Annotated in this window: 15 protein-coding genes and 3 pseudogenes; 8 read left to right on the top strand and 10 right to left on the bottom strand. The window is 73.2% G+C overall.

Annotated features, from left to right (window positions below; all coding sequences use genetic code 11):
• Positions 1-3: 3 nt before the first annotated feature.
• Both ABT025_RS08355 and ABT025_RS08350 read right to left on the bottom strand, forming a co-directional pair.
• Entirely contained in the window at positions 4-2,607 is a 2,604-nt protein-coding gene (locus tag ABT025_RS08355; protein ID WP_350991260.1) for an FtsX-like permease family protein, read from the bottom strand.
• Complete coding sequence (locus ABT025_RS08350; RefSeq protein WP_502971905.1) at positions 2,604-3,353, bottom strand: ABC transporter ATP-binding protein; 750 nt, start codon at positions 3,351-3,353, stop codon at positions 2,604-2,606. Before ABT025_RS08350 ends, ABT025_RS08355 begins: the two co-directional genes overlap by 4 nt.
• 129 nt (positions 3,354-3,482) lie before the next feature.
• Here ABT025_RS08350 and ABT025_RS08345 point away from each other — a divergent pair, with 129 nt between their 5' ends.
• The 3 genes from ABT025_RS08345 (at position 3,483) to ABT025_RS08335 (ending at position 7,991) form a co-directional block, all read left to right on the top strand.
• Positions 3,483-4,712 carry a sensor histidine kinase gene (locus ABT025_RS08345; RefSeq protein WP_350991254.1) on the top strand — a complete coding sequence of 410 codons (1,230 nt, stop codon included), beginning with the start codon at positions 3,483-3,485 and terminating at the stop codon, positions 4,710-4,712.
• On the top strand, positions 4,700-5,359 hold the full coding sequence (locus ABT025_RS08340) for a LuxR C-terminal-related transcriptional regulator (RefSeq protein ID WP_350991252.1): 660 nt from the start codon (positions 4,700-4,702) through the stop codon (positions 5,357-5,359). The genes ABT025_RS08345 and ABT025_RS08340 overlap by 13 nt, the downstream gene beginning before the upstream one ends.
• Positions 5,360-5,567: 208 nt before the next feature.
• Positions 5,568-7,991 (top strand): family 20 glycosylhydrolase, encoded by a 2,424-nt coding sequence (locus ABT025_RS08335; RefSeq protein ID WP_350991250.1) that lies wholly within the window; start codon positions 5,568-5,570, stop codon positions 7,989-7,991.
• Between the two features lie 79 nt (positions 7,992-8,070).
• Here ABT025_RS08335 and ABT025_RS39470 read toward each other — a convergent pair.
• From ABT025_RS39470 to ABT025_RS08325, 3 genes and pseudogenes are all read right to left on the bottom strand, one after another.
• A pseudogene (locus tag ABT025_RS39470) lies at positions 8,071-8,352 on the bottom strand (CLIPPER-2 domain-containing protein); the annotation flags it as partial.
• Positions 8,353-8,436: 84 nt separating this feature from the next.
• Positions 8,437-9,924 (bottom strand): annotated as a pseudogene (locus tag ABT025_RS08330) (exo-alpha-sialidase); the annotation flags it as partial.
• Between the two features lie 273 nt (positions 9,925-10,197).
• On the bottom strand, positions 10,198-10,584 hold the full coding sequence (locus tag ABT025_RS08325) for a VOC family protein (RefSeq protein ID WP_350991248.1): 387 nt from the start codon (positions 10,582-10,584) through the stop codon (positions 10,198-10,200).
• A gap of 84 nt (positions 10,585-10,668) precedes the next feature.
• Here ABT025_RS08325 and ABT025_RS08320 point away from each other — a divergent pair, with 84 nt between their 5' ends.
• Positions 10,669-11,310, top strand: coding sequence for a nucleoside/nucleotide kinase family protein (locus tag ABT025_RS08320; protein WP_350991246.1), 642 nt, complete (start codon positions 10,669-10,671; stop codon positions 11,308-11,310).
• A 68-nt stretch (positions 11,311-11,378) separates the two neighbouring features.
• Complete coding sequence (locus ABT025_RS08315; RefSeq protein WP_350991243.1) at positions 11,379-12,509, top strand: M24 family metallopeptidase; 1,131 nt, start codon at positions 11,379-11,381, stop codon at positions 12,507-12,509.
• Positions 12,510-12,569: 60 nt separating this feature from the next.
• Here ABT025_RS08315 and treZ read toward each other — a convergent pair whose 3' ends face one another.
• Positions 12,570-14,333 (bottom strand): malto-oligosyltrehalose trehalohydrolase, encoded by a 1,764-nt coding sequence (treZ, locus tag ABT025_RS08310; RefSeq protein WP_350991240.1) that lies wholly within the window; start codon positions 14,331-14,333, stop codon positions 12,570-12,572.
• Between the two features lie 165 nt (positions 14,334-14,498).
• Here treZ and ABT025_RS08305 point away from each other — a divergent pair, with 165 nt between their 5' ends.
• Positions 14,499-15,854, top strand: a complete 1,356-nt coding sequence (locus ABT025_RS08305; RefSeq protein ID WP_350991238.1) for a GH1 family beta-glucosidase — start codon at positions 14,499-14,501, stop codon at positions 15,852-15,854.
• A 33-nt stretch (positions 15,855-15,887) separates the two neighbouring features.
• Here the strand turns inward: ABT025_RS08305 and ABT025_RS08300 are convergent, their stop codons facing one another.
• Positions 15,888-16,799, bottom strand: a complete 912-nt coding sequence (locus tag ABT025_RS08300; RefSeq protein ID WP_350991236.1) for a GNAT family N-acetyltransferase — start codon at positions 16,797-16,799, stop codon at positions 15,888-15,890.
• Positions 16,800-17,029: 230 nt separating this feature from the next.
• A complete protein-coding gene (locus ABT025_RS08295) occupies positions 17,030-17,986 on the bottom strand; it encodes a GNAT family N-acetyltransferase (protein ID WP_350991234.1) in 957 nt (318 codons plus the stop codon).
• Positions 17,987-18,161: 175 nt separating this feature from the next.
• Here ABT025_RS08295 and ABT025_RS08290 point away from each other — a divergent pair, with 175 nt between their 5' ends.
• A complete protein-coding gene (locus ABT025_RS08290) occupies positions 18,162-18,728 on the top strand; it encodes an FHA domain-containing protein (protein ID WP_350991232.1) in 567 nt (188 codons plus the stop codon).
• A gap of 10 nt (positions 18,729-18,738) precedes the next feature.
• Here ABT025_RS08290 and ABT025_RS08285 read toward each other — a convergent pair.
• A pseudogene (locus ABT025_RS08285) lies at positions 18,739-18,891 on the bottom strand (oxidoreductase dimerization domain-containing protein); the annotation flags it as partial.
• 288 nt (positions 18,892-19,179) lie between these two features.
• Between ABT025_RS08285 and ABT025_RS08280 the strand changes: the two are divergent.
• Entirely contained in the window at positions 19,180-20,193 is a 1,014-nt protein-coding gene (locus ABT025_RS08280) for a cytochrome P450 (RefSeq protein ID WP_350991230.1), read from the top strand.
• Here ABT025_RS08280 and treY read toward each other — a convergent pair.
• Positions 20,153-22,546 carry a malto-oligosyltrehalose synthase gene (gene treY / locus ABT025_RS08275; RefSeq protein WP_350991228.1) on the bottom strand — a complete coding sequence of 798 codons (2,394 nt, stop codon included), beginning with the start codon at positions 22,544-22,546 and terminating at the stop codon, positions 20,153-20,155. The genes ABT025_RS08280 and treY overlap by 41 nt on opposite strands.
• Positions 22,547-22,637: the final 91 nt, after the last annotated feature.

The following is a 22,637-nucleotide window of genomic DNA, read 5'->3' as shown; positions in this document are numbered from 1 at the left end:
GCATCAGCCCGCCCCGGAACCGGCCCCGGAACCGCCCCGCGCCACCGGCAGCAGCGTGCCCACGGCAGTCGCCGCCGTCACGGACAGCGCCAGCACCCCGTACTGCGCCGGCGCGAGGTAGGGCAGCCCGCCCGTCGACGGGAGCGCGAACGCGAGCAGCGGGACCGCCGCGACCGCCGTCCCGATGGCCAGACCGGCCACCGTCACCAGGCCCGTTTCCAGGACCCGCATCCGCAGCAGCTGACCGCGCCCCGCGCCGACCAGCCGCAGCAGACGGAATTCCGGGCGGCGGCCGACCGAGATCAGGGCCAGCGTGCTGACCACGGCGAGGAGCGCGAAGCCGCCGATCACACCGGTGCCGATGATGAGCAGGGCGTCGTCCTGCTCCGAGGAGGACGGGCTGATCCGCACGTCGTCCGCCGTCGCGGTACGGACCTCCAGACCGCTGTACGGGGCCAGCGCGCGCCGTACGGCCGATGCGGCGTCCCCGTCCGCCGAGCGCACCAGGATCTGCCGGTCGCGCAGCGCCGAGACATGACCGGCCAGTGCCTCGCGGGGCAGCATGAACTCGCCCAGTCCCAGGGACCGTTCGTAGAGCGCCACCACCCTGAGACGTACCTGCGTGCCGTCCCCGAGACGCAGCTCCACCGTGTCCCCGACACCGGCGCCCAGTTCGGTGGCCCGGTCCCTGCCGACGGCGACCGTGCCCCGGCCCGTGAGTGCGGCCGCGTCGCCCGCCGTGACGCGGGCGTCGAGCGTGCCGGACAACTGGTCCGCCGTGACGCCCAGTACCGGGAAGCGGTCCAGCGCAGGGTCACCGGCCTCGCGGTGGGCGAGCACGACGGTCGAGCGCAGCAGACCCGTCGCAGCGGACACCCCGGGGGCCCGGCGTACGGCCTCGGCCGCCTCCGGCGGGATGCCCGCTGCAGGGCCCGTCACCACCAGGTCCGCCCGCAGGGCGTCGGACGCCTGCCGGCCGGCGGCCCGCTCCAGCGTCGTACCGGCCGCCAGCTGGACGCAGACGAACGCGACGGCCAGCACGATCGGGGTGAGCGCCGCACCCAGCCGGCGGTTGTGCGCGGCGGCGGACCGGGCGGCCAGGAATCCGGAGGCCCCGCCCGCACGCCGGGCCGGTGCGCCGAGGACCCGCATCGAGACCCGGGCGATCCACGGACCGAGCAGCGCCACCGCGATGATCAGCGAGGTCGCCGCACTCGATGCCGCGAGTGCCGCCGCCCGGCCGCTCTGCGTGGCAGCCGTGCCCGCCGAACCGATCCCCGCGACCGCGAGCAGCACCCCGGCGCCCGTGCGCAGCCGCCCCGGTTCGCCGGGCTCCGGCGCCCGCGCCGCGCCGAGTCCGGCGGCCGGGCGCATCCCGGTGACCGACCGGGCCGCCAACACCGCCAGTGGCCGGGCGGCCGGTGCCACGAGCAGCGCGCCCACGGCGCCCGCCGCGAACGGCAGCCACACCGGGACCGGCAGGGGCAGCGAGTCCGTGGTCAGCAGCGACCGCAGCAGCAGCCCGAGCGGCACCGACCCGACCGCGCCCAGCGACGCGGCGGCGCCCGCGACGCGGCCCGCCTCACGGCCGATCGCCGACCTGAGCTGCCTGGGTGTCGCCCCGACCGCCCGCAGCAGCGCCAGTTCACCGGAGCGCTGGTGAACCGCCTGGGAGACCGTCGTGGCGATCACGAGCAGGGCCACCAGGAGAGCCGTTCCGGCGATGGACGCCAGCATCGCCAGCAGATCACCGCGTCCGCCGAGTGCGTCGATGTGCTCGGCCTCGCCGCGCCCCGCCCCTGTCAGCACGCGCGGCCCGCGCTCGCCTCCGCTCTGCCCCGCCACCGCCTCGCCCAGCGACGCTCGCAGCGCGTCGGCTGACACGCCACGCTCGGCCAGGACGCCGATCGCGTCCACGGTGCCGGGGTGCCCGGCCAGCGCGGTGAGCCGCGATGCGGTGAAGAACACGGCGGGTGTGCCGCCGCGCCGACCGGTGGCGGCCACCCCGGTGACCGTGTACTGCCGGGCGGCTCCGCCCACTTGAAGCGTGACACGGCCGCCGGGTCCGCCACCGGGGGCTGCCAGAGCCGCGTCCACGACCACCTCGGAGGCGGTTCTCGGCGCGCGCCCCCCGGACAGTTCGTACGCGGTGAGCGCCGCGGACGGCCAGGAACGGCCCACCGCCGGAGCCCCGTTGCCCACCGTCACCGGAACGGAGTCGTCCGCGACGGCCCGTGCCACGCCGTCCGCCGCTGCCGCCCGCGCCACCACGGAACGGTCCAGCCGCACCCGTTCCGGCAGATGGGCCCGTGCCGTCCGCGGCTCGCTGCCCCAGGGCTTCGCCGTGTACGAGACCCGCTGATCGGCCACCACCACCGCTTCGGCGCCGGCGTACCGCGCCACCGGCGGCCGCGCCGACAGCAGCGAGCCGAGTACCAGGGCGAAGGCGCCGAGCAGCGCGGCCGCGGCCGCGGCCGCCGCGAACACCGCGGTCCAGGACCGGCGATGGGTCCTCAGCGAACGGCGTGCCAGGAACGCCGATGCCCGCCGGCTCCCGGTCCGTACGGTCTCGCGCACCGGCTTCTCCTGTGTCCTGGTGACCGTCATCGCAGCCGGCCGCCGTCCATCGTCAGTACGGTGTCCGCCCAGCTCGCCGCCGCCGGGTCATGGGTGACCATCACCACCGTGCGGCCGTCGATCCGTACCGCGTCCCGCAGCAGGCCGAGCACCAGTGCCGCCGACTCCGGGTCCAGGGAGGCAGTCGGCTCGTCCGCGAAGAGCACGTCGGGTCCGGTCACCAACGACCTCGCCACCGCCACGCGTTGCTGCTCACCACCCGACAGGGCCGCCGGCCCGCCGCCGCCCCGGCCGGTCAGCCCGACCCGCTCCAGCAGCCGCCGCCCGCGGTCCAGTACTCCTGCGGCCTCGGGATCGGCGCCGGCCAGGACCAGCGGCAGCACGACGTTCTCCTCGATGCTCAGCGACGGCACCAGGTTCAGCGCGTGCGACTGGAACACGAAGCCGATCCGGTCCCGGCGCAACCGGGTCAGCGCGGCCTCGGAGAGCTTGCCGAGATCGGTCCCGGCGATCCGTACCGTCCCCGACGACGGACGGTCCAGCCCCGCGGCGCACTGGAGGAACGTGCTCTTGCCCGATCCCGAAGGGCCGACCACCGCGGTGAAGCTCCCCGCGGGGACCACGCAGCTCACCGCGTCGAGGGCGACCACCTCCCGGCCGCCGGGGCGTCGCCCGTGGCGCCGGCTCACCGACTCCAGCTCCAGCGCCGCCGTGCGCACTGCCGTGGTTGTCCCCACCGTGGACCTCTCACTTCTTCCGTACCATCTGACCTGCATAAACAGTAGAATTGGCAGGGTGTGCGGGCGAGGGTGCGCGCTCCCGGACAGGGGTGCAGCCAGCACCACCACCGTCCGGGGTGACCGCTCCACTCCGGTGGTGGGCAGGCCCCCGTAACGTGGGTCGGCATGAGTACCGCCCCCGCCCCGCTGACGGTCGCAGTGCAACGCTCCTGGCACGCCTCGCGCTATGTCCTCATCGGCATCCCGATCGCGCTGTTCGCGTACCTCGCCACGTTTCTGGTGGTGGCGGCACTGCTGTTCGCCGTCGTGGTGATCGGGCTGCCGGCGCTGCCCGAGGCGGCCAAGGCACTGCACAGGTTCGCCGAGTTCGAGCGGAGCAGGGCGGCGGCGTATCTCGGCGTCCCGTTCCGTCCGGCGCCGTATCCGTCGCTCGACAGGGGTGAACTCACCGAGCGGGTCAGGCATGTGCTCACCGATCCCGTCGCCCGTCGCGAGGCCCTGTGGCTGCCGTTCCAGGCGGTGGCCGGCAATGTCATCGGCTACCTCGCGATGGTGCTGTGGCCGGTCGGGCTGCTGGTGGACGGGATCGCGCTGACCGTCGTCCACCTGCTGGACAGGCGGGCCAGCGACGAGTACGGCACGGCACCCCCCGAGCGCCGCGGCCTGGCCCTGCGCTGGCATCCCGTGCTCGCCGGACTGTCGGCGAGCTGGACCAGGTCCCTGCTGACCACCCCGCACTCCGCGGAACTCGCCGAACGCGTCGTCCAGCTGACGGAGAGCCGGGCCGGGGCGGTCGAGGCTCACGGGGCCGAGCTCCGTCGTATCGAACGGGACCTGCACGACGGCGCGCAGGCCCGCATCGTCGCCCTGTCGATGCGCATCGGCCTGGCCAAGCAGGTCCTGGACCGGGACCCGGCCGCCGCGCGGCAGCGCCTGGACGAGGCCCAGGACGGTGTCGACGCGGCCCTCGCGGAGCTGCGGCACGTGGTCCGCGGCATCCACCCGCCGATCCTGACGGACCGTGGACTGGCGGGCGCGGTAAGGGCGTTGGCGGCCGACTCGGCGGTTCCCGTCGCGGTGGAACTCGACGGCGTGGAGGACGGGCGCCGGCTGCCGGCCGCCATCGAGGCCGCCGTCTACTTCGTGATCGCCGAGGCGCTCACCAACATCGGCAAGCACAGCGGGGCCACGGCCGCGCGGGTACGGATCGACCGGGCCCCGGGCGCCCTGCTCGTGGCCATCGGCGACGATGGGCGCGGCGGCGCGGACGAACGCGGCGGCAGCGGGCTGGTCGGGATCAGGCGGCGGATCGCCGCCCTGGACGGCACCACCCGCATCAACAGCCCCACCGGGGGGCCGACGGGCATCGAAGTGGAGCTGCCGTGCGGATCGTGATCGCCGAGGACAACGCCCTGTTGCGGGAGGGCCTGATCCTGCTGCTCACCAGCTCGGGCCACGAGGTGGTGGCGGACGCCGCGGCCGGCCCCGAGGTGCTGCCCGCCCTGTTGGAGCACCGCCCGGACGCGGCCGTACTCGACGTACGGCTGCCGCCCACGTTCCGCGACGAGGGGCTGCGCGCCGCGATCGCAGCCCGTGAGGAGATGCCCGACCTGCCGATCCTGGTCCTCTCCCAGTACGTCGAGGAGACCTACGCCGCCGAGCTGCTCGCCCGGGGCGCGCACGGCATCGGCTACCTGCTCAAGGACCGGGTGGGCCGTGTCGACCAGTTCCTCCAGGCCCTGGACCGGGTGGCGTCCGGCGGCACCGCACTCGACCCGGAGGTGGTCAGCCAGCTGCTGACCCGCAAGGCGTCGGCGAAGCCGCTGCTCAGCCTCACACCCCGCGAGCGCGAGGTCCTGGAACTGATGGCGCAGGGCAAGGCGAACGGCACCATCGCCGCCGAACTCGTCGTCACGGAAAGGGCGGTGAGCAAGCACATCGGCTCGATCTTCGCCAAGCTCGGCCTCGAACCGGACGACGGCTCGGTCCACCGCCGGGTCCTGGCGGTCCTGGCCTATCTGGAGGGGAACGGGGCGCGGTGACCGGGGGACCGGTCCTCCGGCCACCCGGTCACCGGGCGGTCGGTCATCCGACCCGGGCCGTGGGCGGTCGGTCCACCGATCCGCGCCGTGGGCGGTCGGTCCTCCGACGCGGGCCGTGGGCGTACGGAGACTAGTCACGCACGGGGCGCTCTCCTAAGGTCTGACATCAGATGTCCCATCGTTGTCGAACCTCAGGACGGTTTCACGCATGAGACGACTCATCCGCCATGTCCTGGCGGTCACGCTGCTGGCCGCGGGGGCTGCTCCCCTCGGTGCACCGGGCGCCGTCGCCGCGGACCCCGGCAATCCCGCTCCCGCCGTGCAGCCCGGCATCCGTGAATGGCAGGGCGGGCAGGGCGTGTTCCGTCTGGCATCCGGCTCGCGGATCATCCTCGAACCCGCCGGCGCCGCTTCGCTCCGCGCCACCGCCCGCACCTTCGCCGCGGACCTCTCCACCATCACCGGGCGGAACCTGCCCGTCGCCACGGGCGGCACCGCACGGGCGGGCGACATCACCTTGCGCGCGGACAGCACCGATGCCGGACTCGGGCCCCAGGGGTACGCGTTGGACGTCGGTGAGGTGCTCGCCGTGCAAGCCACCGGTGACACCGGCGTGTTCTACGCCACGCAGACCATCGAGCAGGCACTCAAACTCGACGACCACCGCACCTCGATCCCCCGCGGAACCGCCCGTGACCGGCCCGGTGTCGAGCAGCGCGCTCAGATGCTCGACGTCGGCCGCAAGTACTTCCCGCTCAGCTATCTCAAGGAGCAGATCCGTGAGATGGCCTGGCAGAAACTCAACACCTTCCACCTGCACCTCAGTGACTGGTCGGGCTTCCGCATAGAGCTGGACGAGTTCCCCGGCCTGGCCTCGGACGATGCCTACACCCCCGCCGAGCTGCGTGAACTGCAGGACTACGCCCGCACCTATCACGTCGACGTCGTCCCCGAGATCGACCTGCCCGGCCACGCCACCGCCCTCACGTCCTACGATCCGACGCTGCGCTTCGCCTGCGCCTCCATGGACTACGCGACCTGGCCCGGCGGCGAGCGCGGGGGCTGGACGCTGGACATCACCCGGCAGCACACCCGCGACTTCGTCCACGACCTCCTCGAAGCCGTCATCCCTCTGTTCGACAGCGAGTACTTCCACGTCGGAGGGGACGAGATCGGTCTGGACGACAGGAAGAACGCCTGTCCCGAACTCGTCGGCCACCGAGACGCCCGGGGCTTCGGCCACACCGGGGACGTCTTCGTCGACTTCCTCAACACCCTGAACACACAGGTGCGTTCCCATGGAAAGACCGCGCAGGCCTGGGAGTGGTGGGACCAGTACGGCCAGAAGTCCTCGGTCGAACCAGACCGGACGATCGTGTTCGACGACTACATCGACCGCGACCCGACGCCCCTGGTCTCCAAGGGGTACACCGTGGTCGCCGCCCCCGAACCCGTGCTGTACGTGAGCCCGGGCATGGGGCAGAAGCTCGGCCAGTACGGCTACGTCGACATCCGTGACGCGTACGAGAACTACACCTTCCCGACGCCGGAGGCGGGTGGCGGACGCGTCCTCGGCTACAAGGTGGCCCGCTGGGCGGACGGGGCCGAGACCCGGAGCGCGGCCTTCTTCGACCACTTCGCCCGCAGACCGCTGCAAGTGATGGCCGCACGCACCTGGGGCTCACCCGGGGAATCCTCCGTGTGGGCCTTCCTGGGCCGCGTGGACGCGATCGGCGGCCCACCCGGCACACCCACCGGTCATCTCACCGCCGTGCCCAAGGCCGGGATGACCGCCACCGCGGACAGCGAGGAGAGCGACGCGGAGAACGGGAGCGCCGCAGGTGTCATCGACGACAATCCCTACACCGCCTGGCACACCGCCTACAGCACGGCCGTGACGCCGCCGCCCCACCACGTGACCCTGGACCTGGGCGCCGAACAGCAGATCGCCGGGTTCCGGTACCTGCCCCGGCAGGACGCCGCCACCAACGGCCGCATCGGCTCGTGGACCTTCGACGTCAGTGCCGACGGGGTCTCCTGGCGGACCGTCGCCCGTGGCACGTTCGCCGACGACCAGACGGAGAAGGAGATCACCTTCCCGCAGGCCCGGGCACGTCATGTGCGGCTCACCGCGGTCTCCGCCGCCAACGGCCTCCCGTACGCGGGAGCGGCTGAGCTCACTCTGCTGCGCCCGGCCGCCCCGGCCGCCCCGGCCACGCAGGGCAGCACCTTCCATCTGCTGAACGCCCTTTCGGGCAAGGCCGTCGACGTCCCCGCCTCGACGAAGGTCCCGGGCGCCCGGCTCGGTACGTGGGCGCCGCACGACGGCTCCAACCAGCGATTCACCGCCCAGGCGGGTCCCGACGACGGTCACACGCTCCGCAACGCCGGGAACGGCCTGTGCCTCGACGTCGAAGGAGGCGGGACCGCGGCGGGCGCGGCCGTCATCCAGTGGACCTGCACCGGCGCCGACAACCAGCGCTGGTCCGTCACCCCGGCACCGGCCGGCGGCTTCACCCTCACGTCCGCGAGGAGCGGGCTGGCACTGACATCGTCCGGTACGGGCGACGGTGCGCCGCTCACCCAGCAGAAGGACACCGGAGCCGCCGACCAGCGGTGGGTCTTCGACTGATCACCCTGCGCGCCGCATCCCCCGCGCCCCGGCCGGCCGTCCTTCGTCCGACGGCCGGCCGGGGCGTACCGACTGCGCGTCAGTGGACGTCGCTGCGGTCCCCCGCGACGGCGGTGGCCGTCCGCGTTCCGTCAGGTGCGGTGGCGGACACCGTCAGTTCCGGTGCGAAGCCCTGGTCGATGTCGGCCTGGGTGACGGTCCTCCTGCCGCTCGCGGCGCCACGGCAGACGTACTCGGCACCCGGGGCCAGGGTCGCGCGGCCGCAGACCGCCAGGTTGTCCAGGTTGCCGCTCAACTCCACCTGTGTCAGAGGCGCGTTGCCGGGGTTGGACACGCGGATCCAGTAGGACATGACGTCGCCGAGCGCTCCGGGAGCCCCGGCTGCCTGGAGGTTGTCCAGCACCGGGAGGGCAAGGACGGCGGGCGCCGCGGGGGCATTCGCCGCAGGTGTGACGCCGAGGGAGCCGGTGCCGTAGGAGTGTGCGTCGCGTACCGAGTAGACGGCCTTGAACTCCTTACGGCCGGTGGCGGTCACGGGCACGTCGACCGACACCTTCACCGTGGCGCCCTGGCCGGGGTTCAGGGCCGGCACCTCGGCCGAGGTGGCGTTCCACTCCGGCGGGAGGTCTACCGTTGCGTGTCCGGCCGGCAGCGCGCGGTCGTTCTGGTTGACCACCCGCACCGACAGTTCGGCCCGCTCGCCCGCCCCGGCCTGCGGAGCGGTGACGGTGACAGGGGCGCAGACCCCGCCGAGCCACGTGAGGTCGAAGGACGAGTAGGTGATGTGCTGATAGCCGGCGCGCTCCCAGAGCATCCCCACGCGGGGGTTGCCGCCGGTGCCGTCGCTCAGCGGAGTGAGGGTCGAGTACCCGGACGCCCCCGTGTTGACGACCTTGCGAATCGGCCAGGTCCTTCCGTCGTCGCACGACAGCTTCACGGTGAGGTTGCGTCGGATGCCGTTGTCCTCGGTGTTGCTGAACAGCAGCCACTTCGCCCGCGGATGGCCTGCGGGCACGTCCGGTGCGAAGCGGGTGACCGATCCGTTGTTCGCGGGGTCGACGAGGGAGGAGTCCTGCTGGAAGGGGGTGTAGGTCACCCCGCCGTCCGAGGAGAGGGCGACCGTACGGTAGGGCGCGGAGCGGTTGTTGAGCATGACCCGGCCGTCGGACAGCTCGACGGTCTTGTTCTCGTCGCCGCCCGGACCGATGAGGGTTCCGGCCTTCCAGGTCTCACCGTGGTCGTCGCTGTACGCGCTCATCGCGTAGTTGCCGCCGTTCGACCGGACTGCGTACTGCTGGATCAGCCGCCCCTCGTGGGCGCCGTACCGCAGCTGGATTCCCTCACCGGACGCCGCGAACAGGCCGCCCCAGGCAGGGTCCTTGATCTGCGCGGTGATGCGACGGTGCTGCCAGGTGAGTCCGTCGTCGTCCGAGTAGCTGTAATCGGCCTGCTGGATGTCGGGATCGTTTTCGTCGTTGCCGGTGTGCGAGCCCGCGAACCCCTGGTTGACGGTGGAGGAGTAGAAGACGAAGACGCGGCCCGTATCCCGGTCGACCAGGATGCTGGGGTCGCCGTTGCCCCGGGGAGCGGGCTCGCTGCGAACGGTCCGCTGCTCCTGCCAGGTGGCGCCGTTGTCCGTGCTGCGGCGTATCACCACGCCGATGTTGCTGGGCAGGTCGGCCATCGAGGGGCGGAGATCGTAGGCCGCGACGAGTGTGCCGTCGACCGTTCTCGTCAGTGCCGGAATGCGCTGGACCGGGGCACCCTGGCCACGGGTGGCCAGGTCCTGGCTGACCAGGCTGCCGGCGGTCACCGGGCCGGCGGCCCGAGCGCCGGAGGCCGGGACGGCGGCCCGGGCGGCGGATGCCGAAGTGGCGACGACCGCGAAGGACAGCAGGAGGGGGATGAATCCGCGTGGAGCGATTCGCCGCATGAGGTGCCCTCTTTCGGACGGGATGGAAGACGCCTGGCAGCGTGCCCCGGTGGCCGGCCGGAACACGGAGCCTCCCTGTCGCGCGCCGACCGGAACACGGCGAGGGCCGTGAACGTCGGCCGGCAGAAGCATGACAACAGACGTCTGATGTCTTGAGGGGGGACGCTAGGGCTCCTCCGGGCGACCGTCAAGAGTGCTGCACCGCAGGCACGTTGCGCCGGCCGCGGGCGCGCAGCCGCACGGGGCGGCCGGGCGCCCGGCCGTGCCAGGTGCTCACGCGGGCTGGAGCAGATCCCAGCGGTTGCCGTACAGGTCCTCGAACACCGCGACCGAGCCGTAGGTCTCGTGCCGGGGCTCCTCCAGGAACCGCACTCCGGCCGCCCTCATGCGCGCGTGGTCGCCCGCGAAGTCCTCGGTGTGCAGGAAGAAGCCGACCCGCCCGCCGGTCTGCGCCCCGACCGCCGCTCCCTGCGTCCCGTCCTTGGCGCGGGCCAGCAGCAGCCCCGTGCCTTCGGTGCCGCGCGGCCGCACCACGACCCAGCGTGAGCCGTCTCCCCGGTCGGTGTCCTCCACCAGCTCGAAGCCGAGGGCGTCGGTGTAGAAGTCGCGGGCCTCGTCGTAGTCGTGGACGACCAGGGTGACCAGAGCGATGTGGGACATGGGATTCCTCGCGGGACGGAAGGGAGGGGGCGACGGGTCGCGGTCCGTGACGGGACAGTGGGCGGGACAAGGACAATATCCGCCATGGACACCAGCGACCTCACCGGACTGACGGCCCGCGCCCGCCGCCTCGCCCTGGCCGGGGGCCGTCGTGTCCTCGGAATCGCCGGGCCGCCCGGCGCCGGGAAGTCCACCCTGGCGGAGCAGGTCGTCGACGCGCTGGGACCCCTCGCCGTCCTCGTGCCGATGGACGGTTTCCACCTGGCCCGGGCCGAGCTGGAACGGCTCGGCCGGGCGGAACGCAAGGGTGCGCCCGACACCTTCGACGCCGCCGGGTACGCGGCCCTGCTCCGGCGGCTGCGGACACCCGAACCGGGGACCGTCGTGTACGCCCCCGCCTTCGACCGGTCCCTGGAGCAGCCCGTCGCAGGCTCCGTGCCCGTACCGCCGGACGTCCCACTGGTCGTCACCGAGGGCAACTACCTCCTGTACGAGGAAGGGCCATGGGCACCGGTGCGCGGGCTGCTCGACGAGGCGTGGTTCCTGGAGCTCGATGACGGCGTACGCGTCCGCAGGCTCGTCGACCGGCACGTGCGGTTCGGCAAGGCGCGGGCGTACGCGGAGCGCTGGGTGGCCGGTTCCGACGAGGCCAACGCGCGACTCGTCGCCCCGGGCCGCGACCGCGCCGACCTCGTCGTCCGGCTCGCCACCGGCACGCCGTCCTGACCGCTCGCGGCCGGGCCCATGGGCAGGCAGGATGCAGAGAGCCGTTCCGCGTCGCCAGGAGGTCCCGCATGTCCAGCCAGCACCAGCCCGTACCGTTCACCGCCGACGACTACCGGGCCCGGATGACGCGGGCCGCCGAGAGCGCCGCCGCGGCCGGACTCGCGGGCGTCCTGGTCGCGCCCGGCCCCGACCTCGTCCATCTGACCGGCTACCAGCCCACCGCGATCACCGAGCGCCTCACCGTCCTCGTCCTCACCGCGGGCCAGGACCCGGTGCTGGTCGTCCCGACCCTGGAGGCCCCCGACGCGGAGAAGGCCGTCGGCGCACCCGCCCTGACCCTGCGCGACTGGACCGACGGCAAGGACCCGTACGCCGTCACCGCGCCACTGCTCGGCGCGCAGGGCCGGTTCGGGATCAGCGACAACGCCTGGGCGATGCATCTGCTCGGCCTCCAGCAGCTGCTGCCCGGGACGTCGTACGCCTCCCTCACCGAGGTGCTGCCCATGCTGCGCGCCGTGAAGGACGCCCACGAACTGGACCGGCTGGCCGCCGCCGGGGCCGCCGCCGACGCCACGTACGAGGAGATCCTGAAGGTCCGGTTCTCCGGCCGCAAGGAGACCGAGGTGGCGGCCGACCTGGCACGGCTGCTCACCGAGTTCGGCCACTCCCAGGTCGACTTCACCGTCGTCGGCTCCGGACCGAACGGCGCCAACCCGCACCACGAGGCGGGTGACCGCACCATCGAACAGGGCGACATGGTGGTGCTCGACTTCGGCGGCCTCAAGCACGGCTACGGCTCCGACACCTCCCGCACCGTCCACGTCGGCGAGCCCACCCCCGAGGAGCAGCGCGTCCACGACATCGTGCGGGAGGCGCAGGCGGCGGGCTGCAACGCGGTGCGGCCCGGTGTCGCCTGCCAGGAGATCGACCGGGCGGCCCGCGCCGTCATCACCGAGTTCGGTTACGGCGAACGCTTCATCCACCGCACCGGCCACGGCATCGGCGTCACCACCCACGAACCCCCGTACATGATCGAGGGCGAGGAGCTGCCGCTCGTCCCCGGCATGTGCTTCTCCGTGGAGCCCGGCATCTATCTGCCGGGCCGGTTCGGAGTCCGGATCGAGGACATCGTGACCGTCACCGAGGACGGTGGCCGGCGCCTCAACGCCACCGCACGCGAACTGGCGATCGTCGAGTAGAGGCGGGCCGCCGGTCAGGGCCCCGGCGGAGCAGGCCTTTGGTCAGGCCCCCGGGGCGATTCAGTCGTCGGCCAGTACCACGCACGACTCCGGCGGCAGATGCAGCGCACCGTCCGCGCCGGGTGCATCCACGGGCAGCCAGGCGGCCAGCACCCGGCCCCCGCCGCTGCGGTGCCGGCCGCCGCCCAGCGGGATGGTGGCCGGCTTCTCGTCGAGATTGACCGCGATCCGCAGATCGCCCCGGCGCAACGCCAGCCAGCGGGCCTCGTCGTCGTACGCCGTCCGCACCGTCGCCAGGTCCGGGTCGCAGAGGTCGGGCAGGGCACGGCGCAGTGCGATCAGTTCGCGGTACCAGGCGTGCAGGCGGGCGTGCGGTTCACGCCGCGGCTCGCTCCAGTCGAGGCAGGAACGGTCGCGGGTGGCCGGGTCCTGAGGGTCGGGGATGTCCTCCTCGGCCCAGCCGTGCGCCCCGAACTCCCGCCGCCTGCCGGTGCGTACGGCCTCGGCCAGCTCCGGATCGGTGTGATCGGTGAAGAACTGCCAGGGCGTACGGGCGCCCCACTCCTCGCCCATGAACAGCATCGGGGTGAAAGGGCCGGTCAGTACGAGCGCCGCCGCGCAGGCCAGCAGACCGGGGGAGAGGGAGGCCGCGAGCCGGTCGCCGAGCGCCCGGTTGCCGATCTGGTCGTGCGTCTGGGCGTAGCCGACGAAGCGGTGTGCGGCGCTGCGGGTGACGTCGACGGGACGGCCGTGCGTACGGCCCCGGAAGGTGGAGTACGTGCCGTTGTGGAAGAAGGCGCTCGTCACGGTCCTGGCGAGCCCGGCCAGCGGGGCGGCGGCGAAGTCCGCGTAGTAGCCCTGGGCCTCACCGGTCAGCGCGGTGTGCAGACAGTGGTGGAAGTCGTCGTTCCACTGGGCGTGCAGACCGATGCCGCCGGACTCGCGCGGAGTCGTCGTGCGCGGGTCGCAGAGGTCGGACTCGGCGATCAGCGAGAGCGGGCGGCCCAGTTCGGCGGCGAGCGCGTCGGTGGCGGCCGACAGTTCCTCCAGGAACGTCAGCGCCCGGGTGTCCGCGAGCGCGTGGACCGCGTCGAGCCGCAGTCCGTCCAGCCGGTAGTCGCGCAGCCAGGCGAGCGCGCTGCCGAGCAGGAAGGCCCGCACCTCGTCGGATCCGGGCGCGTCCAGATTGACCGCCGCGCCCCACGGGGTGTGGTGCGTCTCGGTGAAGTACGGGCCGAAGACGGGGAGGTAGTTGCCGGACGGGCCCAGGTGGTTGTGGACCACGTCCAGGACGACCGCGAGACCGAGCCCGTGTGCCGTGTCGACAAAGCGCTTCAGCCCCTCGGGGCCGCCGTACGGTTCATGCACGGCCCACAGCGAAACCCCCTCGTACCCCCACCCATGGACACCGGGAAACGGGCAGACCGGCATCAGCGACACATGGGTGATGCCCAGCTCGGCGAGGTGCCCCAGCCTGGCCGCCGCCGCGTCGAAGGTGCCGTCGGCGGTGTACGTACCGATGTGCAGCTCGTACAGGACCGCGCCCGGCAGCCCGCGCCCCGTCCAGCCCTCGGTGCGCCAGCTGTACGCGTCGTGGTCGACGACGGCGCTCTCGCCGTCAGGCCCGTCCGGCTGGCGGCGCGAGCGGGGATCGGGGCGCACCGGGCCGCCGTCGAGGGCGAAGCCGTAGTGGTCGCCGGCCGCGGCCTCCGCCTCCTCGGTCCACCAGCCGGGCCGGTCCGGATCACGGTCCATCGTCCGCAGCTCACCCGACAGCCGCAGGGCGGCCGACTCCGCGTCCGGTGCCCATACCTCGAACAACATGCAGCGCTCCCTCGTCTCCGTGTACCGGCCCATGGTCGGCAGAAGGTGCGATCTTCGACCCGCGACACTGGATCGAGCCCATTACTGGCGATTAAGGTCTGGTCCTGATCATTTCCCTGCCAGGTTCTGTCCTACGCACCCCCTCTTACGGCTGTGGAGGCCGAGATGACTGTGCCGCCGTTCCCGCCCGGTTTCCTCTGGGGAGCCTCCGCCTCCGCGTTCCAGACCGAGGGCGCCGCCGACACCGACGGAAAGGGACCCTCCGGCTGGGACGCCTTCGCGGCGCAGCCCGGACGGATCAAGGACGGCACCGACACCACCCGCGGCACCGGCTTCCACCGGCACTACCGCGAGGACGTCGCCCTGCTGGCCGGGCTCGGCGCCGACGCCTTCCGGTTCTCGGTGAGCTGGCCGCGCGTCGTCCCCGGAGGCAGCGGACCGGTCAACCCCCAGGGGCTCGACTTCTACGACCGCCTCGTCGACGAACTCTGCGCCCACGGCATCACCCCGGCCCCCACCCTGTACCACTGGGACACCCCGCTCCCGCTGGACGAGGCCGGCGGCTGGCTGAACCGGGACACGGCCTACCGCTTCGCCGAGTACGCGGGCATCGTCGCCGAACGGCTCGCCGACCGAGTACCCATGTGGATCACCCTCAACGAACCCGCCGAAGTGACCATGCTGGGCTACGCACTCGGTGAGCACGCCCCCGGCCGCTCCCTGCTCTTCGACGCGCTGCCCGCGGCCCACCACCAGCTCCTCGCCCACGGCCTGGCCGTACGCGCGCTACGGGCCGCGGGAGCCGAGAACATCGGCATCGCCGTCTCGCACTCCCCGGTCTGGACCGCCGGCGAGTCCGAGGAGGACCGCTTCGGCGCCGAGCTGTACGACACCCTCACCAACTGGCTGTTCGCCGACCCGCTCCTCACCGGCCGCTACCCCGACGAGAACTTCGCCGCGCTGATGCCCGGCCCCGTCGAGGACGACCTGCGGACCATCTCCACCCCGCTCGACTGGTACGGCGTCAACTACTACAACCCCACCCTGGTCGGAGCCCCCAGGGCCGACGCCCTCGACACGTTCGCCGGCTTCGGCATGCCTGCCGAACTCCCCTTCGGAATAAGGGAGATCGAGGGATACGAGACGACGGACTTCGGCTGGCCCGTCGTCCCCGACGGCCTGCGCGAGACCCTCGTCCAGCTGCGGGACCGCTACGGTGACCGGCTCCCTCCGCTCTACATCACCGAGAACGGCTGCGCCGTCGACGAACCCACCGCGGACGCCCGCCGGATCGCCTTCCTCGACGGCCACCTGGGCGCCCTGCGGGAGGCCATCGACGCGGGCGTCGACGTACGCGGCTACTTCACCTGGTCGCTCACCGACAACATCGAGTGGACCGAAGGGGTCAGCAAGCGTTTCGGCCTGGTCCACATCGACTTCGAGACGCTGCGCCGCACCCCCAAGGACTCGTACGCCTGGTACCGCGACGTCATCAGGGAGCAGCGCGGGCACGGGGGCTGACGCGCATCCACGCACCGTCCCCCGTGCCGGCCCTCAGACCAGGTGGATCCGCTCCTGCGTCACCGGATGCCCGGCCCTCGCGAACGCGGCCGCCATCGGAACGTTCCCCCGGTCGGTCGCGCCCGCGATGAACTCGGCTCCCCGGGCGGCCAGGAAGTGCGTGCACTCCACCAGCAGGTCGTAGCCGTAGCCGTGGCCACGGGCCTCGGGCAGCACCCCGATGAAGCCGATGCACGGCCCCGAGGGGTTGTGCGCGGGCACGTGCAGACCGGCCGGCTCACCGTCAGGGGTGTACGCCACCTGCCACCACTCCCGCGGCGAGGGGCACCAGTGGAAGAAGTCGAGCTCCTCCTGGGCCGCCGCCTCCAGCCCGCCGGGCCCCTCGATCGCCCGCAGGGCGTGCGCGTCGAGCGTGACCGTGTGGATCCGGCGCAACAGGCCGAGGATCACCGAGTCGTCGGGTTCCGGGCGGAAGGTCAGCCGGCCGGGGCGTCCGGGCAGGCCGCAGTCCGGCGTCCACCTGTACTGGTACCGCTCGACGAGCGGTTTCATACCGGCCGCCGTGGCGGCGGCGATCCGGGCCTCGGCGGCGGCCCGGACCTCGGGGACCTCACGCCAGTTCGCGGGAAGGCCCAGTTCGTACTCGGTGCGCAGCGGGGAGCGGCGAAGCAGTTCCGCGCCCGCCTCGTCCTCGCCGTCGGCGAAGTCGAACCAGTTGAGCACGACGGGCTCGGTGTCATCGGGACCGGCCCACCAGGCGGCCCTCGCGACGACGGTGTCGTCGCGCAGGGCGATCCAGGTCCACTCGGGGCGGTACTCCCCGCCGTCGCCCACCGTGGTGTAGCGGTGCCCGAAAGCGGCACGGCCGACGAGTGAGGCGTCCTGAAGGGAGTCGAAGAGAGAGGCGTCGCTCTGTGAGAGCGCGCGAATGACCAGATCGGTCATGGAGAAGTCCTCCGGAAGCAAGCTGAGCGCTCCCGGTCAGACCGAGTCGGACACCGCCCGACGGACGGGGCGGGAGCGCGGGAACGAAATGGAACGCGGGACGGTGTTGTTGCTCGTACCCATGTGCCTCGCCTCCTTCCTCGACCGGGGCCGGACGCCCACGCGGGCCACCCTAGCCTCTTCGAACGGGCCGGCCAAGGGATTTCGGACGGCCCCGCACGCCGACTCCGTCAGTCGTCCCACACCATGTCGAAGGCGCGCTCGAAGTTGACGTACCCCAGGCGCGCGAAGGACTTGGCCATCGGCAGGTTGCCGAGGTCCGTCGCGGCCCGGATGCGCTCCACACCGTCCTGCCCGGCGAGTACCCGGGTTCCCTCGGCGAGGAGTTCGTCGATGTGACCGTGACCGCGCTGCGCGGGCACGACGCCGATGTACGCGATGATCGGGTTGTAGCTGTTGCGGGCCGGGATGACGAAACCGACCGGCTCGCCGTCCGGGAGTTCGGCGACGCGCCACCACTCCCGCGGGGTGGAGTAGTGGGCGAACTCCTCGTCGTAGTGCTTCTCCGCGGCCTCGCGCGCCGACAGGCCGGACGCCAGGTCCCGCCGGCCATGGGCGTCGAGGGTGCCCTCCAGGACCGGCGCCATCAACGCGAGGAGGTCCTCGCGCCCGGCGACCGGACGGAACCGCAGCCGGCCGCTGTCGGCGGGCACGGGGGTGCCCGCCCGCCACTCCAGGCGCAGCCGTTCCACGAGCATCCGGGCGCCGGTGCGTTCCATGACCCGGACGCGGGCCTCGACGACGTCACGGGCGGCCGGGTCCTCGCGCCAGTCGGGCGGCACGAACCGCCCGTACTCGGGGCGCGCGGCACCGGCCGGAACGACGGCGGCGGTCGCCGTCTCCAGCAGCCGCAGCCCCGACTCCCCACGCTCCGGCTCGGGCAGGGTGTCGTCCAGGTCGAAGAAGTCGAGGAAGAGCGGCTCCCTGCCGTCCTTGCTCCACCAGGCGATCCGCGCCACCACCCGGTCGCCCCGCAGGGCCACCCACATCCACTCCGGGCGGCGGCGGCCGGTCGCGAGATCGTCCGCGAGTTCGTGGTCGAGGACATAGGACAGCCGGCAGAAGAGGTCCAGTTCCTCCGGGCCACGCAGCGGACGGACGGTCAGGCCGAGTGGAGCGTCGAGCACGAATCCCCCAGAGGGTGTACGAGCCCGCCCCGGCGGTCGCCGGGACGGCGCGGCGGCCGACAGTAGCAACGTCCGCCGCGCACGCCCCTGAACATTCACGGCGCGTGCAGGTCAGGAGGGCGGGAATCGGGGTTGTTCTGGACACTCCGGGGCGGTCGGGCCGACAATTGGCTCCGTGACGTCCTCCTTCGAGTCCCACACGTATCCCGCGCGGCTGTCCGACGCCCAGCGCGACCGTGTTCTCGGTGTGCTCAGAGAGGGCGCGGCACAGGGCAGGCTCTCCCACGACACCTTCATGCGGCGCATGGAACTGGCCCTGAGCGCCTCCCGTTCCGAGGAACTGGCTGCGCTCACCGCCGACCTGGAGGGCGAGGGCCGCTGGTCGCGGCAGCTCTTCCGGGTCGTGAGCGGGGTCTCCGGCTTTCCCGAGCGGGTGCGCAGGGCGTGGCGGTCCGAGCGGCTGCCCAAACTGCTGCTGCCGGCGCCGAGCCCGTACCCCCTGCTCATTGGCCGTGATCCGGGCAACGGACTCCGTCTCAGCCACGAGACGGTGTCCCGGACGCACGCCGAACTCACCGCGCACGGCGGCCGGTGGCGGCTGCGCGACCTCGGCTCGACCAACGGCACCTGCGTCAACGGGCAGCGCGTCACGGGGACGGTGTCGGTGCGAGAGGGGGACCAGGTGAGCTTCGGCAGGATGACCTTCCGGCTCTCCGCACCCTCGCTCCGGCCGCCGGCCTGACCGGGCGCGATCACGCCCGCTGATGCAGTCCGCGGCCCGCCAGGGTGAGGAAGGCCTCGCCGACCGCCTCCGAGAGCGTCGGATGCGGGTGGATGTGGTGGGCCACATCGGAGGGCTCGGCATCCCAGCCGACGATCAGCTGGCTCTCGGCGATCATCTCCGCCGCGAGACCGTCCGCATCACGGCCGACAGCGCCGCCGCGAGCGGCGGATCGAGTCACCGCTTCACCGTCGAGGACCGGCCGGGCGAGCTCAAGGAGACCCTGAACGGGCACCGCCTGAGCCGAGTCCGACCCCCGTGGTGTCCGTGCGCCGCCCGGGCGCCGGCGCCCCCGGACGCGGGTGCCGTGTCACCCGGACGGCCGCACGCCGACTGCGGCAGGCCCGTTCAGGTGATCCCCTGAGAGGGATCGCGCCGCGCACCGGCGCACCGAATGCCCGGGGGGTACGTCATGCAGGCAGACACGTCCGGAGACATACCGGCCCCGACGCCCTCGCCCGAAGGCCGCACCGCCCGGCGCCCGTCCACGCTGCCCCGCCGCACCGCCCGGGCCGGTGGCGGCCCCAGTCTTCTCGCGCCGGGTGCGGCGCACGACCCGTACCGGCTCTACCGGGTGCTCCGAGAGGAATACCCGCTCAGCTACGACGCGCCGTTGGGCGCCTGGCTCGTCAGCCGGTACGACGACGTCGCCACCGCCCTCACGGACCCGAAGTTCGCGGGCTACCCGCACGACGGAGCACCCAGGGGCGGCCCGGCCCCGCTCGGGCTCTGCCACGGCAGCGCCCGCTGCCTGCCCCGCGACCGGTACGAGGTGGCGGCCGGCTCCGTTCCCGGGCATCTGGCGTCGCGCGTCGAGCGGACCGCCTATGTGCTGGCCCGGCGCATCGCCGGACGCCCGCAGGCCGATCTCGTCGAGGAGTTCTGCCGCTGGCTGCCCGTCGGAGCCGATGCGGGCGCGGGCACCCGCGCGGCCGGCCCCTGCACCCGGTACACCGGACTGCGAGAGACCGCCCTCGCCTCCCTCCTCGCCAATCTGCTGGACGATCCCGACCTGCTGGCCGCCCTGCGCATCGAACCCGGGCTCACCGGCCGGGCCTGGACCGAGTCGCTGCGCCGCGACCCGCCTGTCCAGGTCGTGCTGCGCCGCACCGTCGCCGAGGTCACCCTCAGCGGCGGCACCCTGCCGCCCGGGGCGCCCGTCGCCTGCCTGATCGGCTCGGCAGGGCGTGACCCGGAACGGTTCGCAGCACCGGACGTCTTCGACCCCTTCCGTCGCGACCAGGACCGCGGCACACCCGGCCCCGCGGGCTGCCCCGCCGTGCTGCTGGGCCGGCTGGAGGCCGAACAGGGTCTGCGCGCCCTGCTCGACGCGATGCCCGCCCTGCGCTGGGCGGACGGATTCCGCCCGGCCGCCACCGGCCTGCTCACGCGGGGACCGCGCTCCCTTCTCGTCCAGCCCGGATGAGAAGAGCCACCGGCCGTTCGGCGAACAGCTCCGCCACCGGGACCGCGCCGCCGGAGAACTTCCGGCCCGGCGTCAGCAGATCGCTCCACACCCCGTCGTCCGGCAGCGCCAGCTCCGTCCCGCGCCAGCCGCCCGACTCCGCCAGCCGCAGCGACAGCCGGGTCACCGCCGTGACGACCTCGCCGGACCGGCCGAAGGCCAGGCAGTGCGCCGCAGCCGGACCGGAAGCGGCCAGGGGGGCGTACGTCCCCGACTCGCCGAACACCTCGGGCCGCTCCCGCCGCAGCCGCAGCGCCGCCGACGTCAGCGCCTCCTTCTCGTCGGTGGGCGCGTCGTCGGCGGGCGGTGCGAAGGGCCGCCGGTTGTCCGGGTCGACCAGCGCCAGGTACTCCCGCTCCGTGCCCTGGTAGAGATCCGGCACCCCCGGCATCGTCAGATGCACCAGTGCCGCGCCCAGCACATTGGCCCGCACGTGCGGGACCAGCGTCCCGGCGAACCGTTCGAGCAGCTCCCGCACCGGACCGGCGCCGGCGGCCGGACCGGCGGCCACGAAGTCCGTCGCCACCCGCTCGTACAACGGGTCGGGTTCGGTCCAGCTCGTGAACAGGCCCGACTCGCGCACCGACTTCAGCAGCGCCGGCTCCAGCCGGACGGCCTGCTCCCCGGGCGGGAACCCCACACAGCCGATCGCGGTCTGCCACGCCTGCCAGGCGAGCTGCGGATCGGGAGCGGCGGGGGCCGTCCGCGTCAGCTCGGCGACCAGCTCCGTCCACCGCCCGGGACACTGCGACAGCACCGCGATACCCGCCCGGACGTCGGCGCTGCGCTTGGTGTCGTGCGTCGTCAGGGCCGTGCCGGTGGCGGGCCAGTCGCGGGCGAGCCGCGCGCAGAAGGTGTGGAACGCCTCCGGCGCCACCGCAGGCTGCCCCGGATCACCGCCCACCTCGTTGGCCGAGATCAGCGGCACGTACCGGTAGTACGCCGTGTCCTCCACCGCCTTGGCGCGCAGCGCGGAGGCGGTCTGGGCGAAGCGGGCACAGAAGGCCGCCCGGTCCTCGCCCCCGCCGAGCCGCCCCAGGGCCAGCTCCCGCACCACGTCGACGGCCGCGGCCTCCTCCCGTACCGCGAACCCGGCCTTGGCGTCGCTCACCGCGACCGCGTCGAGCGCCGCCTCGGCCGTCGCCGTGCAGGGGCCGCCCGCCGTCACGTACGGGCGGTAGACCGGGACCCGGACCAGCAGTTCGCGCACGGCGGTGTGCAGGGCCCAGGGGGCGTGGTCGCGCAGCGCGGGGTCCTGGGCGCAGATGCGTGACGCGAGCCGGGTCAGCAGCTCTGTCTCGGCGGCCAGTTCATGGGTGACGACGCGGTACGCGGACCGGCGCACGGTCGCCGTCCAGTAGCCTCCCCGGTCGCCCGCCGGGGACGCGTACTCCCGGTAGCCACCGAGCAGCCCGGCCGCGCCCTCCGGGTCCACGAAGAGCCCGTCGATCCGGTGCAGCGCGTCGTACCCCGTCGTCCCGGCGACGGCCCAGCCCGCCGGCAGCGGCTCGGGCCCGGTGAGGATCTTCTCCACCACCGTCCACACCCCGCCGCTCGCCCCGGAGAGCCGCGCCAGATAGCCGGCCGGGTCGGCGAGCCCGTCCGGGTGGTCGATCCGCAGGCCGTCGACGACCCCGTCCCGTACCAGCTCCAGGATCTTGGCGTGGGAGGCGGCGAACACCTCGGGGTCCTCCACCCGCACCCCGATCAGCTCGGAGATGGTGAAGAACCGCCGGTAGTTCAGTTCGGTGCGGGCCAGCCGCCACCAGCCGAGCCGGTAGTGCTGGGCGTCCAGCAGCTCGGGCAGATCGAGGTGGGCGGTGCCGGCCCGCAGCGGGAACTCCTGCTCGCCGTAGCGCAGCACGTCTCCGTCGACCCGCAGCCGGTCCGTCTCCTCGCCGATCCTTCCGGCGAGGACGGGCAGCAGGATCCGCCCGTCGCCCGCCGCCCAGTCGATGTCGAACCAGCGGGCGTACGGGGAGCCCGGCCCCTCGCGCAGGACCTCGCGCAGTGCGTGGTTGTGCCTGGGGTCGGCGGCCATGTGGTTCGGCACGATGTCCAGGACGAGCCCGAGCCCGTGTTCCCGTGCGGTGCGGGCCAGCCGGCGCAGCCCCTCCTCGCCGCCCAGCTCGGCGCGTACCCGGCTGTGGTCGACGACGTCGTAGCCGTGCCGTGAGCCGGGCACGGCCTCGAGCACCGGTGACAGGTGCAGATGGGAGACGCCGAGGGAGGCGAGATACGGCACGGCGTCCTCGGCGGCCGAGAACGGGAACTCCGGCTGGAGCTGGAGCCGGTACGTGGCGGAAGGCGTCATGGGAACGTTCGTACCCAGATCGGGGCCGCCTGTGTCACCCGGGCACGGACGAGTGACGACCGGCGGCCCCGCGACGGCGTGCTTCCCCTCA

Source organism: Streptomyces sp. NPDC002809 (assembly GCF_040295435.1).
GTDB lineage: Bacteria > Actinomycetota > Actinomycetes > Streptomycetales > Streptomycetaceae > Streptomyces.
Note: the sequence above shows the minus strand (reverse complement) of the source record. Positions and strands in the feature narration are given on the sequence as shown.

Bases quoted from the DNA above. Each gene is read 5' to 3' on its own strand.
- ABT025_RS08355 (WP_350991260.1), bottom strand. From the start codon at position 2,607: ATGACGGTCACCAGGACACAGGAGAAGCCGGTGCGCGAGACCGTACGG.
- ABT025_RS08350 (WP_502971905.1), bottom strand. From the start codon at position 3,353: ATGCAGGTCAGATGGTACGGAAGAAGTGAGAGGTCCACGGTGGGGACA.
- ABT025_RS08345 (WP_350991254.1), top strand. From the start codon at position 3,483: ATGAGTACCGCCCCCGCCCCGCTGACGGTCGCAGTGCAACGCTCCTGG.
- ABT025_RS08335 (WP_350991250.1), top strand. From the start codon at position 5,568: ATGAGACGACTCATCCGCCATGTCCTGGCGGTCACGCTGCTGGCCGCG.
- ABT025_RS08325 (WP_350991248.1), bottom strand. From the start codon at position 10,584: ATGTCCCACATCGCTCTGGTCACCCTGGTCGTCCACGACTACGACGAG.
- ABT025_RS08320 (WP_350991246.1), top strand. From the start codon at position 10,669: ATGGACACCAGCGACCTCACCGGACTGACGGCCCGCGCCCGCCGCCTC.
- ABT025_RS08315 (WP_350991243.1), top strand. From the start codon at position 11,379: ATGTCCAGCCAGCACCAGCCCGTACCGTTCACCGCCGACGACTACCGG.
- treZ (WP_350991240.1), bottom strand. From the start codon at position 14,333: ATGTTGTTCGAGGTATGGGCACCGGACGCGGAGTCGGCCGCCCTGCGG.
- ABT025_RS08305 (WP_350991238.1), top strand. From the start codon at position 14,499: ATGACTGTGCCGCCGTTCCCGCCCGGTTTCCTCTGGGGAGCCTCCGCC.
- ABT025_RS08300 (WP_350991236.1), bottom strand. From the start codon at position 16,799: ATGACCGATCTGGTCATTCGCGCGCTCTCACAGAGCGACGCCTCTCTC.
- ABT025_RS08280 (WP_350991230.1), top strand. From the start codon at position 19,180: ATGCAGGCAGACACGTCCGGAGACATACCGGCCCCGACGCCCTCGCCC.
- treY (WP_350991228.1), bottom strand. From the start codon at position 22,546: ATGACGCCTTCCGCCACGTACCGGCTCCAGCTCCAGCCGGAGTTCCCG.